The sequence below is a fragment of the Methanospirillum hungatei genome, assembly GCF_019263745.1.
Taxonomy (GTDB): domain Archaea; phylum Halobacteriota; class Methanomicrobia; order Methanomicrobiales; family Methanospirillaceae; genus Methanospirillum; species Methanospirillum purgamenti.
In genome coordinates, this window is sequence record NZ_CP077107.1 from 1,420,160 (window position 1) to 1,434,092 (window position 13,933).

Here is a 13,933-nt window from a genome sequence, read left to right on the forward strand (position 1 = left end):
GAATTTATTCGAAACCTCTGGAGTGACACGAAACCCCGCACCATAATATAATACCATTGGTTGAGAACCCAGATGAGGATACCGAAAGAAATCTGTTTATCTGAGGAAGAGTTTGATAAAGATTCAGAGCATATAACATCCATTACACGTGATTATCATGACGGAAGATGATACCATTGACACTGGTAACAATATCCATAACCGGTCTACCCGTCATAATATTAGTGAAAAAGAAATAATTGAACGATTTATTAGGCAATCCATATATATACCAACCAATGATTCTTCTGAACCCATTCCAGAGCGTGATATGGCATCACTCATAGAGAAGTTCTTTCCAGAACTTGAAAAACCAGAAACTATAGAATTTAAAAAAATGGCTGAAGAACAAAAAAATCTTATAATTGACATAATAAAACAGGAGAGCGGAGATAAAACAATCCCCCAGATTTGTAAGATTCTTGATTCAAAGGGGATTAATCATACGGTTGCACGAAATGTCCTTCTCGAACTTTATCATTCAAATAAAATACTCCTTGACCGCGATGAATGTATCTGCTGGACATATAATCCTGTCCTCGCCGGATTCTATAGAAGCCGCCCCGAACTTCAGATTCGATGAAACAGCCATCTGAAATCTTTTTTGCCGATGAAAAGACCGCAAAAAGATTTCATCAGCTGAAGGAAGGAACACATGAGGAGAAGTTCCTTTATAACCTCATTAGTAAAAAAATTGATGAATTAAGTCAGGATGCGATTGCTGGAAAACAAATAAAGAAAGCTTGTATACCAAAACATTACCGATTGTTCGATAACCTGTGGAAAATTGATCTCAATGACAGGTGGAGATTAATCTATGCGATACTCACTGATGACCAAGGGAGAATCTCTCTGATTATTGATTGGTTGGACCATAAAGAATATGAGAAACTTCTGAATTATCATGTTAAATAACAATATTGTGGAATATTTATCTAAAAAAAAGAACGCATTGGTATCGAACTAGGTATCTGACTCATTCGCACGATTGGGATTTCGAAAGGCGAATCGCTTCTCTGATGAGTTCACGGCCTTTATTGGTTATTGTAGGATTATCCATGTAGGTATAGAACTTTTTCGCATCTTCCCCTTCCAGGACAAGTCCGATTTCTATTGGTTTTGCCATAATTACTCACCTCCTGTGAGATATAATAGGGACTGTTAGAAGAAATAATTGATCTGACTGGAAACAGAGAAAATTCTGCTCTTGCTAATTGGTATTATTCCAATTCAACCTCAAACTCCTGTTTCAGAAGGTCCTTTACCTTCTTGTCCAGGGAATCACGTACCTGATCCCAGTCACCTGTTGAAACAATCCGTTTCTTTTGAATGAAATCAGCGACCTTAATCTTTTCGAGTTTTGTTTCTCGCACTCCAGGAAAGGGATCAGGATGACGTCTTTTATACTCATCTTCCAGTTTATTAATAATCCCTAGTTGAAGACCAGATATCCTCCCGGCCAGGACTGCCAGAGTTACAGGATGTGTCTCCGCATCAATCATCTGTGAGCATTTCCCAAGGTCAGTAAGCAACCCTTCTACAAATTCTTCTTCAATTTGAAGACCTTTTGCCTTGTCAATGACCACAGAACGTATCTCAAAAGCAGCATCCCTCGCTTTTTCCTTCCAATCTACAATCAGTTCACGAAGGGCAAGATCTGCCTTGTTTTTACCATCGATAAGACCAGACCAGACAGTAGGATCAACTACTTTCCTGGCTTGAGTCGCTTCTTTATACCGTGAAACAAACTCATCAATCTCCGGTTTTTCAGTTGCATAATGTAATATTCCCTCAAGCGTTTGTACAAATTCTTTCAAATCGACAAAGGTTGCTCCATGCTTGGTATGAAATGTAGCATATTCATGAACTGCCTTATATCCCTGGGAAAGAAGATCCTGGTTCTTTACAATCTCAATCACACGTTGACTGGGAATTGTAATCGAAAAAACATCATCAAAAGCGATAAGCCCTTCAGAAAAAGTCGTGGGTATGGGAAGGCCTGAACCTGATGCCCAAATTTTTACTGGTTTTGCAAGAGAGGTTACACTCTGATATATCTCATCAAAAGCAGCATAAATTGCAGGAGCGGTCTCATCAATATTCTTCTTTTTGGTTAATTGAATCAGGAATTTTCGAGCGGTAGTAACATCAGCAGTATCAACCTCTCCGGCAGGTGCAATACTTGAAGAATCAAATTTTGTTTTAATACGGAGAGCTTCAAGTAATTCTGGATCATCCAGATTTCTAAAGGGTCGGTTTCCAATACTAATTTCTATACGACCTTCTCTAACAAGAGCTGCAACAGCCACTCTGATTGCATTCGAGTCCCATCCATAGGGAGGTTCTTCAAACTGTTTCATCAGGGCTTTTCCAGTTACTTTCCGTCCTTGCATATACTCTGAACGAAGATACCCTGAAACCTCACTTAATAAAGCTGCGTGTTCATTCAGGGTTGAAGAGCCGATATCATAGACATTCAGATCTCGGACATCAGCATTTGATGCTCCTTTTCCTGAAACTACATCACGAATAGCCTTTTGGTCATCTTTCACCCGAACTGCAACACGATCATACTGAGTATAAATGCTCTTCAGTTGATCTCCACATAAAGAACGGAGAGCATCCCCAGGTTTCATCCCTGTTTTTTGTGGAATCGGAATTTTTGCTCCACGAAATATCAGAGTGCCTCCGGCAAGACCTGTTGCAAGATCATCCATAACTGCACGACGAAGTTTTTTGAGGTCATTTTCTTCACGTTCCCGAGCGAGCTTTCGTGCCTCCTCAGATTTTGAGGAATCACCTCTCCAATTCTCTGCAACAGTCTTCATAGCAAGATATCTGGTAAGATTCTGCTCCAGCTCCTGAACACGTCCTGAAACAACAAAAAGAGTATTCTGCGATGTCAAACTGTTTTGGACAATAGAATCTTCCTTTTGTGCCACTCTTCCATATGGTGTAATCAGATCAAGAGTTACACTTCCACTCGTACCGGTAACCGGGGTATGATCAATGATAAGGGTAAACGGAAATCTGTTACCCAGATACTCAAGAGTTGCGATTCCAAGCCATTCGACATATGGTTCCTTCCCATCACCTTTCACGAAATATTTAGTCAGACCCTTTTCCTTATCAGTCGGGTCCATGGTCATAAGAGATGCAACTTCCTCTTCAAAAGAACGCTTTTCTCCGGTAAGATATTCATATTCATCTCCGGATTTTGCAACGAGTTTTGCATCTTGAAGAACTGCCAGTTCTTGTTCTACTCTGGCTTCTATTTGTGGAAGATCTTCTTCAATATCTGAAGCGAGTAGGCGGGATATATTTCCTAAAGAGCGGGGTATATAGGGAAGCTCTCGAACAAGGTAAAGAACTTCAGCAACCTGCCTGGTAAGTTCAGAACCTCCGGTTTTGGATACAATCCTCATGATATCAGATTTCACATCAGGACTGATCTCCGACCCCTCTAGATTATAATAAAATTCATCAAATGAAACCATGGGTCTGACTTCAGAATGAAGGTAAGGCCTTCTTCCGGCTTTCAATATCCCATGTACAATGCCAAGGAGGGTTCTTGTCGAACCACTCATCTGTTCTCCATGACCACCCTTCGAACGAATGGACTTTACAATTTCAGGGATGAGGTGAATCTGATAGGGAAAAAAGGGATAATATTTAATAAATGAGGTATCTGTGCAATCAGGAAGTTTTTGATTTGTATTCGCAAGTTCGCCAATACTCCTGAGACCTCCTCCACGTCTTGAATATACATCAGCAAGTAATTTCTCTCCACCATGATTCTTTTTTAGAAGTCGTTCTTCAAGAACCAACTCGATGTTCTCTGTCGTGAGAGTGGGTTTTATCCAGAATCTTCCTGCAATTTTTTTCATCTCGGTGTCAAGTGCTCGAGCTTCAGCATAGATAGCACCCATATCTCCATGGGTTGTTACTATCGCCATAATCTTCCCCTGACCCTTAATCGCTAATTCTTCAATAAATGCCTGAACTGCAGATAATCTTCCTTTGTTAGCTTCTATCCATTGTCCCGTTTCATCAAGTACCCAGAGAAGCCGTTGTGGTTGCCCTGGATGTTGTAGCTCTTTACGTTTGAGATATGCAAGACATTCCTGAACTAAAAAGGCGACATTAACCAGTTCTTCGCGTTCAGCTCGTTGAAGAGATTCTTTTAAAGAATCGGCGTTTGGAAAATTCTCCGGAAGCAGGGTACAAGCAGCCTCATAAAAATATTTGAGGAAGAAGGTAGGATTCTTCCTGATATCTTCCCATTTTTTTCCGGATAAGGTTTCTACTAATTGGTGGAGGTCATCCAGTTTTCCTGAACGGTCAACTTCAGCCTCAATTACTCTTGCATAAGTTAGATTTGTACAATATCCCCGCGACCAATAAAACTGCGAAAGAAGAAGATGGGCCAGATCATGCTTTTTTGCATCCTGTATGGTATTCAGGTTGAATGCAAGGACTTCAGTATCACACTGATTCATGAGCTTTAAACTGCGGATTATTGAATCACGGTAGTTTGATCCTGTTGTAATCCTGCTCTCAAATCGCTCACACGCTGTCACACCCTTGATTATCTGATTCTCAGAAAGTAAGCCCATTATTTTTGCAAGATGAGACTTTCCAGATCCAAAGTATCCAGATATCCAAACACCCACTTCTGTGGTGTCTTTTCTGAATGAATCGGTATAATGATCGAGAAATTCATCTAATATTTTCTCGATAAGAGGAGTTACAACATAACTACCAATCTCTGCAGCAAGTTTGGTTTCATCTCCCTTTTCTGCAACCTTAATTACAGCTTCAATTTTATCCGATATTGGAATTTCAAAAATTTCCTCGATTTTCATAAGTACCCCCCCTACAATAAATCTCCCCGATACATAAGCTCATCAATTCGATTTAAAAATCGATAATTGCGAGGACCAGTCACCATTCCTGGAATAGGAACAATAATGGGACAATTAAGTTTTGCCTGCTCATCATTCCACAAACTTTGCATGAGCATAAATGGCCCGGCAGCAGGGAAAAGAGCGGTAATCCCATCAATAATTATTACAGGTTTTCCTTCTGAAGAAACAGAGGATGCGTTTCTCACAGCACTCTTAATCTCTTCTATCCACATTCTGCCAAGATCTGTTTTTGCATTCTCTGAGTTGTCAGGATCCGATAATTCCGTGATAATCGTCTCAATCCCTAAATCAGAAATAACATTTTGGGTAATCTCAACGATATCTACGAATCTGCCTTCAATATCTGGAGCCAATGCTTCGATTTGGATTTGCAATTCTTTTTGAAAAGCTCGATCAACTTCAGGGGGATAAACTATAGCAAGAAACGGCACTCCAGTTTTATGCCCAATAAAATCATATCGAGTTTTAATTCTTTCTATTGCTTCTTCTATTTTCCATTTCCAATCTATTGTCGTTTCTATCCCTCCAACCAGGATTTGGGTGTTATTAATATCGAAGTTGTACCAGTCCGTTCAAATTGAATCGTTCCTTGTTGAGAAAGGAGATGAAGTTGATGTGAAACATCTTCAGGTGTCATTAAAAACATCCGCCAGGTAGGGTTATTGATTATTGTATCTCCTCCATATCCTTCTTGAATTAAAATACGAAGAAGATGTGAAACTACCTGAAGAGATACAATAGGTTTTACTAGACTTTTTTTTACTTTTCCCTCGAAAAGACCGAAGTCTCGAAGAGAAGTTAATATCATTTGAGCCAGTAAATTTAAACTATTTTCAGTTAGTCTTTCAATCCGAGTATGCCCAACTCCAAAATGTTGAATGGCTACCATAAGATCTGCTTTTGATATTTGAAGGTCCTGATTTTCCCACCTGTTCCAAATATAATCTTGAATCAGCCGTGATGTTAATGAGTCTCGTAAAATATAATGTATCTGTAACATTTGGAGGAAATCAGAATCCCTTTCTCCTAGCTTAGCTGCAGAACAAATATCTGCTATTACCCACTCAGGTCTGCTTAAATAACGATATTGAATTACTTCCCAGAATCTTTCACGGGTTGTTCTGGCCTTTTGAGGAAACAATATCCCATCGGATGCTTTTTGTCGAACCTCTTTAATAGAAAGTCCTTCATATAATGCTGAAAAAACTAGCCAGTTTTCATGAATTAACGCACCTATCTGGTGTCGTGCACAATGAGGTGTTTCATCACGATATGGTGATGAGAGTAAATTGTTAGTAATGTTTCGCTCCAAGGTCTTTATTTCTAAAAATATTCTATTATTGCCCTATAAGTTTTGTTATTTGGTAGTTACCTTTTGAAAATCTAATGGGTTTTGTTAATACTACCTGCAAATTCATTTTATTTATGATGAACTATTAAATAAATCATTACATGCAATCCAGATTGGGAAAAAATTATCATGTACTCCCATATCCATCCGGAACATCCTTAAAATCCCCCAAGGAGAGGGGTCAAGAATAGTAATCCTGAAGCTGCTTACCTTGTCAGCTATCATTACATCAATGTTCAGTTCGAGATAACTCCGGATCCGTTCACTCCGATCCATATTGTCAGCTAACTGCGGTAAAGCTGTCACACCCGCTGTAACCTCAGCTGTCAGGTCTGACCAGATGATGTTCATGAGCACTTCAACGGAAATGCAGAGCAAAATGGGTGAGACTCTCATGGGAAGCCTGATACAAAAACCCACCCGGAGAGTGAGCGATATTAAACCAAGGTAGCGATCCCGGTAAAGGTGATGAGGACTCCCCACCCGAACGCCGAGGATGACCCCTGGACTTATTTCCCGGAGGACCAGAGGGCCCGAAGATGAGGAGGGTATCAATACAGATCGGCCAGCACCAGACAAGAAGAGGATTAAATCGGCGAGGGCTGCTGATGAATGGAGATTTGAAAAGGAGAAGACGAAGGAACAGAGGGCGACGACGAGAGTGAGAACTCCGGCTCTTGCCGGGATGAGTGATCAAATTAGATAGGAAAAAAGTGTATGGATTAGGCTTCAATTTGAGGTACTTGAATTCTTCCGATAATGAGATCATTTTCAACGGGGACTGGTTCGTGTTCTTCCATGAGACCTTCGATGTGGAGCTCGATTGCCTCCTTGACGTTTATCATTGCTTCCTCTATTGATTCCCCTTGTGAGAAACATCCTGGCAATGTTGGGACTTCAACCCAATATCCTCCTTCTTCAGCTGGATGAATAATAATGGTATATTCAGTCATTTCAATCCTCAAGGTAATGTAAATATTCTTCTTCAGTTAGTCCGGCTTTACGGATTGATGCCTTTAGCAATCCGGTTTTTATTTCACCAGATATTGGTATAGTTATTAGTTGTCCATTGGGCATTTTAATGTTAATGTGATCCCCTTTGCCCTTTCTGGGTATTCCACCCGCTTTATAGAAGCCTTTAATTGCTTCTTGGCCTTTCAAACCTTTTAGGTTCTTCATCTTACTCCTATATTGTGGCGCAATATGTGTTTGATTTTCAAAGTAGTACTCAAACTGTTATGATTAGTGCGATTATTGCTCGGATATTATTTTCGCCGAATCTGATTATCGTTATCACTCCTCCCCCTGTAACACCCTCATTTTACTCAGGTGTCGTGAAGCTGTTTGCCTTGTTACCCCAATATTGCGGGCTATGTCAGCAGCCGCTCTCCGGATGCAGTTCTATTTAACTCCTGATCCGTTCACTTCGATCCTCCTTGTCACTGAGCTGCGGTAAAGCTGTCACACCCGCTGTAACCTCAGCTCTCAGGTCTGACCGGATGATGTTCATCAGTACTCCCATACTAATGCAGAGCGAAATGGGCGGAACTCTCATGGGTAGCCTGATACAAATACCCACCCGGAGAGTGGGCGATGTTAAATCAGTTACTGATTCCGGTGAAGGAGATGAGGGCTCCCCACCCGAACGCCGAGGATGACCCCTGGACGTTGGACCGGAGGACCAGAGGGCCCGGAGATGAGGAGGGCATCGATATAGTTCGGCCAGCTACCCGAGCGAGAATAGGATCAAATCCGCGAGAACTGCTGTTGAGCGAAAGCTCTCAAAGGAGAGGACGAAGGAGCAGAGGGCGACGACAAGGGTGAGGACTCCGGTAGCAGCCGGGACGCTTGATTCGATTTTTTTGATAGATGGGGTTGGAAGATACGCAATTTACACTTTCACCCTGCTTATCTAAAATTCATATACTCCCACTTTATTGAGATAAGTAATGAGAGATCGGAACAATCCGCTCAAGAATTTCCCCCCCAATGCCTTCACCATCACCCAGACCTCCCACGAAGAGTTTCACAAAGAACTAGCCGATATCCCTTCCCGATACCCAACCGGACAAATCACCTATATCAATAACCATAATTTCATCCCTCTTCTGATGATTAACGAGGAGGATCAGGACCGGTTTGTTCATTTGCAGATTGGGAGTCTCCCTGAACTTCTCACCTACATCGAATTCGATATTTCTTCACTTCTCATAATGGAACATTATCACTCCTGGTATACCTGACTGCATGGATGAACTCTTGAATTTCAATACGGTGTGTAGAAAACGGGCATTATTGGGAGGTTCTGTTCTTTATATTACCGTTGTTATGGATCGGAGGCTTCTCAAACTCGATGGGAAGGCAGATTACTTCTTTCAGTTAGGGAAGATACCCCTCCGGGGGAAGGCCTTGGCAATAAAAGAGCAGACCTATCTCGATAAACTACCTGAGTATCCTCCGGTAGTAATGGAAAAAGCACAGGTTTATGGACAGACCAGTTTTCGAGATTGGTGAAATTCTTGATGAACTAAAATGGTTGTATCATGAATTGATAGTAAGCTTGCCGTACTCGATATGAATAGACGGGAACCCAGGCATTATGAATAGTCAGTTTTTTGCAATATTCTAATGGTATCAACAAGATACATATAGACAGACAAAGACGATGCCCATTCCAACAAACGATGATATCCTTCAATTATTGGACCAATTGGACCATGCTATTGCTGATAATCTAGAATCTGAAACCCTGGATTTTAAACCGTGGAACGATTCTAAAAACGACATGAAGGTCGCTATCGAATACGCTGTGTGCTTTTCAAATGCGGATGGTGGGGTTGTTGTTTTTGGTGTTTCCGACAAAACCCTTGGGCGTTCGAATGCGATTCATGGTGTTAAAGCATATACTCTTGACACATGGAGAAGGGGGATTTTTGATGGAACTACTCCTCATATCCATGCTGAAGTGGAAGAACTAACAGTTCCCGAAGGTACTGGGCAACTTCTCATCGTCAGAATCCCAAAAGGGGACAATCCACCTTATGGAACTACGCAGGGATTGTTTAAACAGCGGGTTGGAAAAAACTGTATGCCCATGGACCCTGCTGTATTTGCCTCATCAAGAGTTTCAACCGGAGCAGTAGACTGGAGTGGGCAGCCGGTCCATGGTATTACCTTTGAAGATCTTGATTCATTCGAAATTGCAAGAGCTCGGGCAATATTACGAAGCAAAAACCCAGAGTCCGAACTTCTTAAAATGAGTGATGAACCATTTTTGAGAGGCTTGGAGGCTATTCGAGGGAATAATGTAACTAATACCGGACTCCTTCTATTCGGAAAATCAGACATCATCTCTGCCCTCTGTCCGCAAAATCAGGTCCATTATGTCCACCAGCCATCAGAAACCAAAGTAGCTCGCAATGATCTATGGAGAATTGGGCTTCTTCAGATTATTGAAAAGATAGAAAACATCTTTTCAAGCCCAACCAATCCAGAAGAGGAGATCCAGGTTGGCTTATTTAACCTCAGAATCCCTGCATTTCCTCTTGATGTGGTCCGTGAAGTAGTGCTTAATGCGGTAACACACCGTGATTATACGAATCCTGGAGAAGTGCTGATCCGGCATGCTTCTCAGGAACTGGTAGTCACCAGTCCAGGAGGTTTTATTGGGGGAATTACACTCCAGAATATCCTTCGTCATGAATCGGCCCCTCGTAACCGGACTTTGGCCAACGCTTTTCTTAAACTGAGACTCGTTGAGTCAGCAGGAACAGGAAGGCGTAAGATATTCATACCAATGCTTGAATATGGGAAACGAATGCCTCATTACGAGGCGGATAGTTCCCACGTAACCCTTCACATCTTCGATGGAAGTTTCGACCATGTAATGGCAAGTCTTATTGCCAGATGGCATAGGGAGGGAAAAGATATCGGGCTAGATGAGTTGATTGTCTTGACCCATCTTAAAGATCACCGGTTTATCAGCACTGATGATGTTTCAAACATCCTCCAATTAGATCGGAATATGGGCATTGCAGCCCTAGATAAGATGAGTCATCCGAAGCGAGGAATTCTTGAAAGAAAGGGACACACAAAAACAGCAACATATTACCTTGCAAAACCCATTGCAAAAGAGCTAATTGGAAAGGTTGCATATTCAAAGTCAAAGGGAATTGACCCTATAAGATACCCAGAAATGGTTAGGGATTATCTTCAGTCTCATGGAGTGATCACAAATAAAGAATGTCGTCAATTACTGGATCTTGGAGATAGTGACTCTGCCCAGGTAGAGGCATCACGACACCTGAAAAAATGGTCCGGAGATGATGGTTTTCTTGTTGCTGAAGGGAAGGGTTCTCAAAGAAAATATAGACTCAAGGGTTCTTAACAGAGTTCTTAACACTGTTAAGAACATCAAGAAGAAAAGTTCAATGATAGCTGCTTCTTTCAGAATAAAACCTATTTTTTTATTTTTTTCCTTCTTATCAAGATCTTACATTGTTAAGAACTCCAGGAAGATTACTCACCATCTGATGATGTTTGTATTGCTTCTGAGTGTGTATCAAAATAGTGAGATAACTAACCTATATCGCATGTTAAAGGATTAATCGGCCAGAATCAGGGGTTAAGTATTCAGTTCAGGCAGGATATCTTTGTTTGATCCTTTACGATACTCTTCGGAATCAGAAAGGAAAGGTAGCAGGACAATAATAACGAGGAGGAAAAAATAGGATTATATCTGGGGCGTTGTCATCAGCCAGGTGGTACTGTTCGAATAACTATACCGCTCAATCTTAAACTCCGGACAGATCTCCGACAGTAAAGCCATATTGGTACCCACTTCTTTTGAAGATAACCCGGTATCCTTAGCGATATACTTCGACATAGAAGTTTGAACCGGGCTTCATCTGGGTCTTCAGGTAGTCTATCAAACAAATCTGATTTTCATTGTATGTTGTGGTAAATTTACTTTGTAATAGCATGTCTATCTCCATAAGTACTGAATTTTGCTGAATGAATTGTAGGAGGAAATCCGGTCTGGTGTAGACCGGGTGAAGTTCGTTCTGGTCAGGAGGAAAGAGTCGGAGGACATGAAACTCTCTCCTGACCGGGGGAGTTCCCTTTACGGGATGAGTTGGATACAACAGAGCAGAGGACATGTTGAACACTACTCACCGACAGAGATCCTGTCAGTCATCCTGGAGTTACTTCCAGGATTTTTCGCAGGTCTTCTTATGTGACATACAAGTGTTGTTCGAAACAGGTTAAAAGACAAATAGCCCAAACCGATGGAAAACAGTCTGAAACGCCTCTTCGTTTACATATTGCGATTTTTTGAGAACCACATTCTCCCTTCAAACCCTTTGATGAACGAAGGATTATTCATCGGTTGCATCTGGTTTATCAGTTACATATGGAGATGGAAAATGTACATGATATGCGGGTGAAATTTTGAAATCTATTTTGTTTCAGGAGTTGCAACCGGTTGCAACATTCTTTTTTGGTGGAGTAATTTTCACATTTCTAGCATGGGAGTGTGAGGATTTTTTCTCATCGCGGAAAGGCAATGACCCAGTCTTACATTACAAGCACTCGGATGTGATGTCCCAGTTGTGTTCATTACGATGATTTATTTGAGAAACAGGTAATTCAATTTGGGCATACCTACTTGAACTGGCGAAAAGGGCTTGTTAATGTTTACTAAGGAGGAAATTTATAATAATTCCTGTTAATGATAAGAACTATATGGCTAAGGTTGTATCAGAGAATAATGAAGTCTTATTTCTTCTCCAAAAAATCGAGAGCATCATTGATACCCGGCTAATCGGAGAGGTTGAACCTCTTGATGATGAAATCGAGTTAATTGGTGAATATCAGAAAAGAAAAAGCGAAGGTACTCTTGAGCTTCATGAAATATAGAATACTCCTTGATACGCATGCCTTCCGGGATTTTCAGGATATTCCCGAACCAGATCATACATCAATAAAGGAAAAGTTAGGGCGATTAAAAGAAGGTTTTCTCGATTAATACCTCTATGTTTTTCCCACCAGGTATAAATCCAAAAACCGCTTCTTTCACTTTCACCCGGTTTATCAAAAATTCATATACTGTTGGTCCCAATGTTGAGTAAATGAAGGATAGAAACAATCCTCTCAAGATTTTTCCACAGAATGCATTCACTTTTATCCAGGGATCTCATACTCTCTTTCGTAAAGAACTGTCAAATCTCCCATCCCGATATAAGACCGGGCACATAACATATATCAATAATCATCAATACGTTCCGCTTCTGAAGATCCGGGAGGAGGATCGTTACCGATATACTCACCTCCAGATCAATAATCTTCCCGAATTACTGATGACCATAGAGAACAATACATCGGCTGTTCTCATCATCGAACATCATCTTTCATGGTTCAAACCCGATTGTCCGGATGAACAAAAAAGTCTCAATTCCGTCTTCAGGAAACGGGCTTTGCATGGTGGCCCAGTTGTGCATATTACCGTGATTATGGACCGGGGGCTACTTGAACTGGATGGTCAGGCAGATTTTTTTTTCAGATAGTGAAGAATCCTCTCAAGGGAAAAGCCCTGACACTCAAAGAACAGGTGTATCTTGATCAGATCCCGGATTCTCCTCCAGGTGTATACGGGAAAGCGAAAATGTATGGGCAGACGAATTGGAAGGAGTGGTGAATAGAAGTATTGAATCCAGGAGGATTGTGAAGATAATTGAGACTGTAGGCGGCTTTGTTTGGGGTAGTTGACTGAGTCGGATGGTGAGGTAACGATTACAGAGGTGAGATATGAAAATTCAAATTCATACTTAACATTGTAACCTGGTAAAAATTCGGACTGATGGTTATTCGGTTTTTTGCTAAGGATTGATGTAACCTCTATTCCCGCGAACTCATGACGATATCATTATAATTCATCATTCAATCAGGATAAACAGAACTTTCCTATCAACCCTGAATTGTAATATTCTCGATTTACCTCCAACAGGCCCATTGAAATCAAAAAAATCCATATAATAATTGATGGCCAGAAACCATTTAATTCCTATGATAGCACAGATGTTGGATTAAATGTTGCAGAATATTACAATATCACCAATGAATCCGGGTAATTTCAATGAAGCGAAAAGAATGATGGAGATATCTTTTGCCGCTTCTATGCACGATTTTCCGGATAATTATGGAGCAAATCATGATCCCGAAGACCTTCCATCAATAGATGGAATACTTGAAAAAACAGAAGAAACTCCATTAGTTTTTTATCAAGATAAGAAGATGGTTGGAGGGGCTGTATTAACGATTAAGGATGATAATCACAACATTTTAAGCCTTTTATTTGTCGATTCTGATTATCTTGACAGAGGTATCGGTTATAGAGCATGGTTGGAAATTGAAAAAAGATATCCACAAACAAAGACATGGACAACAATAACACCACCTGTTTTGATGAGAAATGTGTATTTTTATGTAAACAAATGTGGTTTTCAGATGATTAGAGTAGAGGATCCCAAAAGTGATGAACCAATGTTTGTGTTTCAAAAAGTTATGACAAAATAAAAATTATTTGATCCACTTAATTTCGTGATGGGATTTCCCG

Annotated in this window: 19 protein-coding genes; 11 read left to right on the forward strand and 8 right to left on the reverse strand. The window is 40.8% G+C overall.

The features are described 5' to 3' along the window. Positions 1-157 precede the first annotated feature (157 nt). Together KSK55_RS06650 and KSK55_RS06655 are read left to right on the forward strand one after the other, a co-directional pair. Positions 158-622 (forward strand): hypothetical protein, encoded by a 465-nt coding sequence (locus KSK55_RS06650; RefSeq protein ID WP_218608639.1) that lies wholly within the window; start codon positions 158-160, stop codon positions 620-622. Continuing rightward, positions 619-954: a hypothetical protein gene (locus KSK55_RS06655; protein ID WP_218608640.1), complete on the forward strand. Its 336-nt coding sequence runs from the start codon at positions 619-621 to the stop codon at positions 952-954. Before KSK55_RS06650 ends, KSK55_RS06655 begins: the two co-directional genes overlap by 4 nt. 61 nt (positions 955-1,015) lie before the next feature. On the opposite strand, the gene KSK55_RS06660 is transcribed toward KSK55_RS06655, so the two are convergent. The 5 genes from KSK55_RS06660 to KSK55_RS06680 all read right to left on the reverse strand — a co-directional run bounded on the left by KSK55_RS06660 (position 1,016) and on the right by KSK55_RS06680 (position 6,714). Next, a complete protein-coding gene (locus KSK55_RS06660; protein ID WP_218608641.1) occupies positions 1,016-1,165 on the reverse strand; it encodes a hypothetical protein in 150 nt (49 codons plus the stop codon). A gap of 94 nt (positions 1,166-1,259) precedes the next feature. Then, complete coding sequence (brxC, locus tag KSK55_RS06665) at positions 1,260-4,904, reverse strand: BREX system P-loop protein BrxC (protein WP_218608642.1); 3,645 nt, start codon at positions 4,902-4,904, stop codon at positions 1,260-1,262. Between the two features lie 11 nt (positions 4,905-4,915). Then, positions 4,916-5,398, reverse strand: coding sequence for a hypothetical protein (locus KSK55_RS06670; protein WP_218608643.1), 483 nt, complete (start codon positions 5,396-5,398; stop codon positions 4,916-4,918). 86 nt (positions 5,399-5,484) lie between these two features. Next, on the reverse strand, positions 5,485-6,279 hold the full coding sequence (locus tag KSK55_RS06675; RefSeq protein WP_218608644.1) for a BrxA family protein: 795 nt from the start codon (positions 6,277-6,279) through the stop codon (positions 5,485-5,487). A gap of 111 nt (positions 6,280-6,390) precedes the next feature. Further along, complete coding sequence (locus KSK55_RS06680) at positions 6,391-6,714, reverse strand: hypothetical protein (protein WP_218608645.1); 324 nt, start codon at positions 6,712-6,714, stop codon at positions 6,391-6,393. A 100-nt stretch (positions 6,715-6,814) separates the two neighbouring features. Here KSK55_RS06680 and KSK55_RS06685 point away from each other — a divergent pair, with 100 nt between their 5' ends. Next, complete coding sequence (locus tag KSK55_RS06685; protein WP_218608646.1) at positions 6,815-7,024, forward strand: hypothetical protein; 210 nt, start codon at positions 6,815-6,817, stop codon at positions 7,022-7,024. 16 nt (positions 7,025-7,040) lie between these two features. On the opposite strand, the gene KSK55_RS06690 is transcribed toward KSK55_RS06685, so the two are convergent. After that, positions 7,041-7,271 carry a type II toxin-antitoxin system HicB family antitoxin gene (locus KSK55_RS06690; protein ID WP_218608647.1) on the reverse strand — a complete coding sequence of 77 codons (231 nt, stop codon included), beginning with the start codon at positions 7,269-7,271 and terminating at the stop codon, positions 7,041-7,043. A 1-nt stretch (position 7,272) separates the two neighbouring features. Further along, the gene (locus KSK55_RS06695) at positions 7,273-7,497 is read right to left on the reverse strand and encodes a type II toxin-antitoxin system HicA family toxin (RefSeq protein WP_214420525.1); all 225 of its coding nucleotides are present in this window, start codon (positions 7,495-7,497) and stop codon (positions 7,273-7,275) included. Between the two features lie 770 nt (positions 7,498-8,267). Between KSK55_RS06695 and KSK55_RS06700 the strand changes: the two genes are divergently transcribed. From KSK55_RS06700 to KSK55_RS06710, 3 genes are all read left to right on the forward strand, one after another. Continuing rightward, entirely contained in the window at positions 8,268-8,561 is a 294-nt protein-coding gene (locus tag KSK55_RS06700; protein WP_218608648.1) for a hypothetical protein, read from the forward strand. Positions 8,562-8,565: 4 nt separating this feature from the next. Then, positions 8,566-8,832 (forward strand): hypothetical protein, encoded by a 267-nt coding sequence (locus tag KSK55_RS06705; protein ID WP_218608649.1) that lies wholly within the window; start codon positions 8,566-8,568, stop codon positions 8,830-8,832. Positions 8,833-8,983: 151 nt separating this feature from the next. After that, positions 8,984-10,705 (forward strand): RNA-binding domain-containing protein, encoded by a 1,722-nt coding sequence (locus tag KSK55_RS06710; protein WP_218608650.1) that lies wholly within the window; start codon positions 8,984-8,986, stop codon positions 10,703-10,705. A gap of 345 nt (positions 10,706-11,050) precedes the next feature. On the opposite strand, the gene KSK55_RS16795 is transcribed toward KSK55_RS06710, so the two are convergent. Beyond that, positions 11,051-11,203: a DUF7123 family protein gene (locus tag KSK55_RS16795; RefSeq protein ID WP_463144708.1), complete on the reverse strand. Its 153-nt coding sequence runs from the start codon at positions 11,201-11,203 to the stop codon at positions 11,051-11,053. A 166-nt stretch (positions 11,204-11,369) separates the two neighbouring features. On the opposite strand from KSK55_RS16795, the gene KSK55_RS06715 reads away from it, so the two are divergent. From KSK55_RS06715 to KSK55_RS06730, 5 genes are all read left to right on the forward strand, one after another. Next, complete coding sequence (locus tag KSK55_RS06715) at positions 11,370-11,558, forward strand: hypothetical protein (RefSeq protein ID WP_218608651.1); 189 nt, start codon at positions 11,370-11,372, stop codon at positions 11,556-11,558. Positions 11,559-12,063: 505 nt separating this feature from the next. Further along, on the forward strand, positions 12,064-12,237 hold the full coding sequence (locus tag KSK55_RS06720) for a hypothetical protein (protein ID WP_218608652.1): 174 nt from the start codon (positions 12,064-12,066) through the stop codon (positions 12,235-12,237). A gap of 212 nt (positions 12,238-12,449) precedes the next feature. After that, positions 12,450-12,884, forward strand: a complete 435-nt coding sequence (locus KSK55_RS06725; protein WP_218608653.1) for a hypothetical protein — start codon at positions 12,450-12,452, stop codon at positions 12,882-12,884. Continuing rightward, the gene (locus KSK55_RS16440) at positions 12,884-13,015 is read left to right on the forward strand and encodes a hypothetical protein (protein ID WP_256664246.1); all 132 of its coding nucleotides are present in this window, start codon (positions 12,884-12,886) and stop codon (positions 13,013-13,015) included. The genes KSK55_RS06725 and KSK55_RS16440 overlap by 1 nt, the downstream gene beginning before the upstream one ends. A gap of 392 nt (positions 13,016-13,407) precedes the next feature. Beyond that, positions 13,408-13,893 (forward strand): GNAT family N-acetyltransferase, encoded by a 486-nt coding sequence (locus KSK55_RS06730; protein ID WP_214420445.1) that lies wholly within the window; start codon positions 13,408-13,410, stop codon positions 13,891-13,893. Positions 13,894-13,933: the final 40 nt, after the last annotated feature.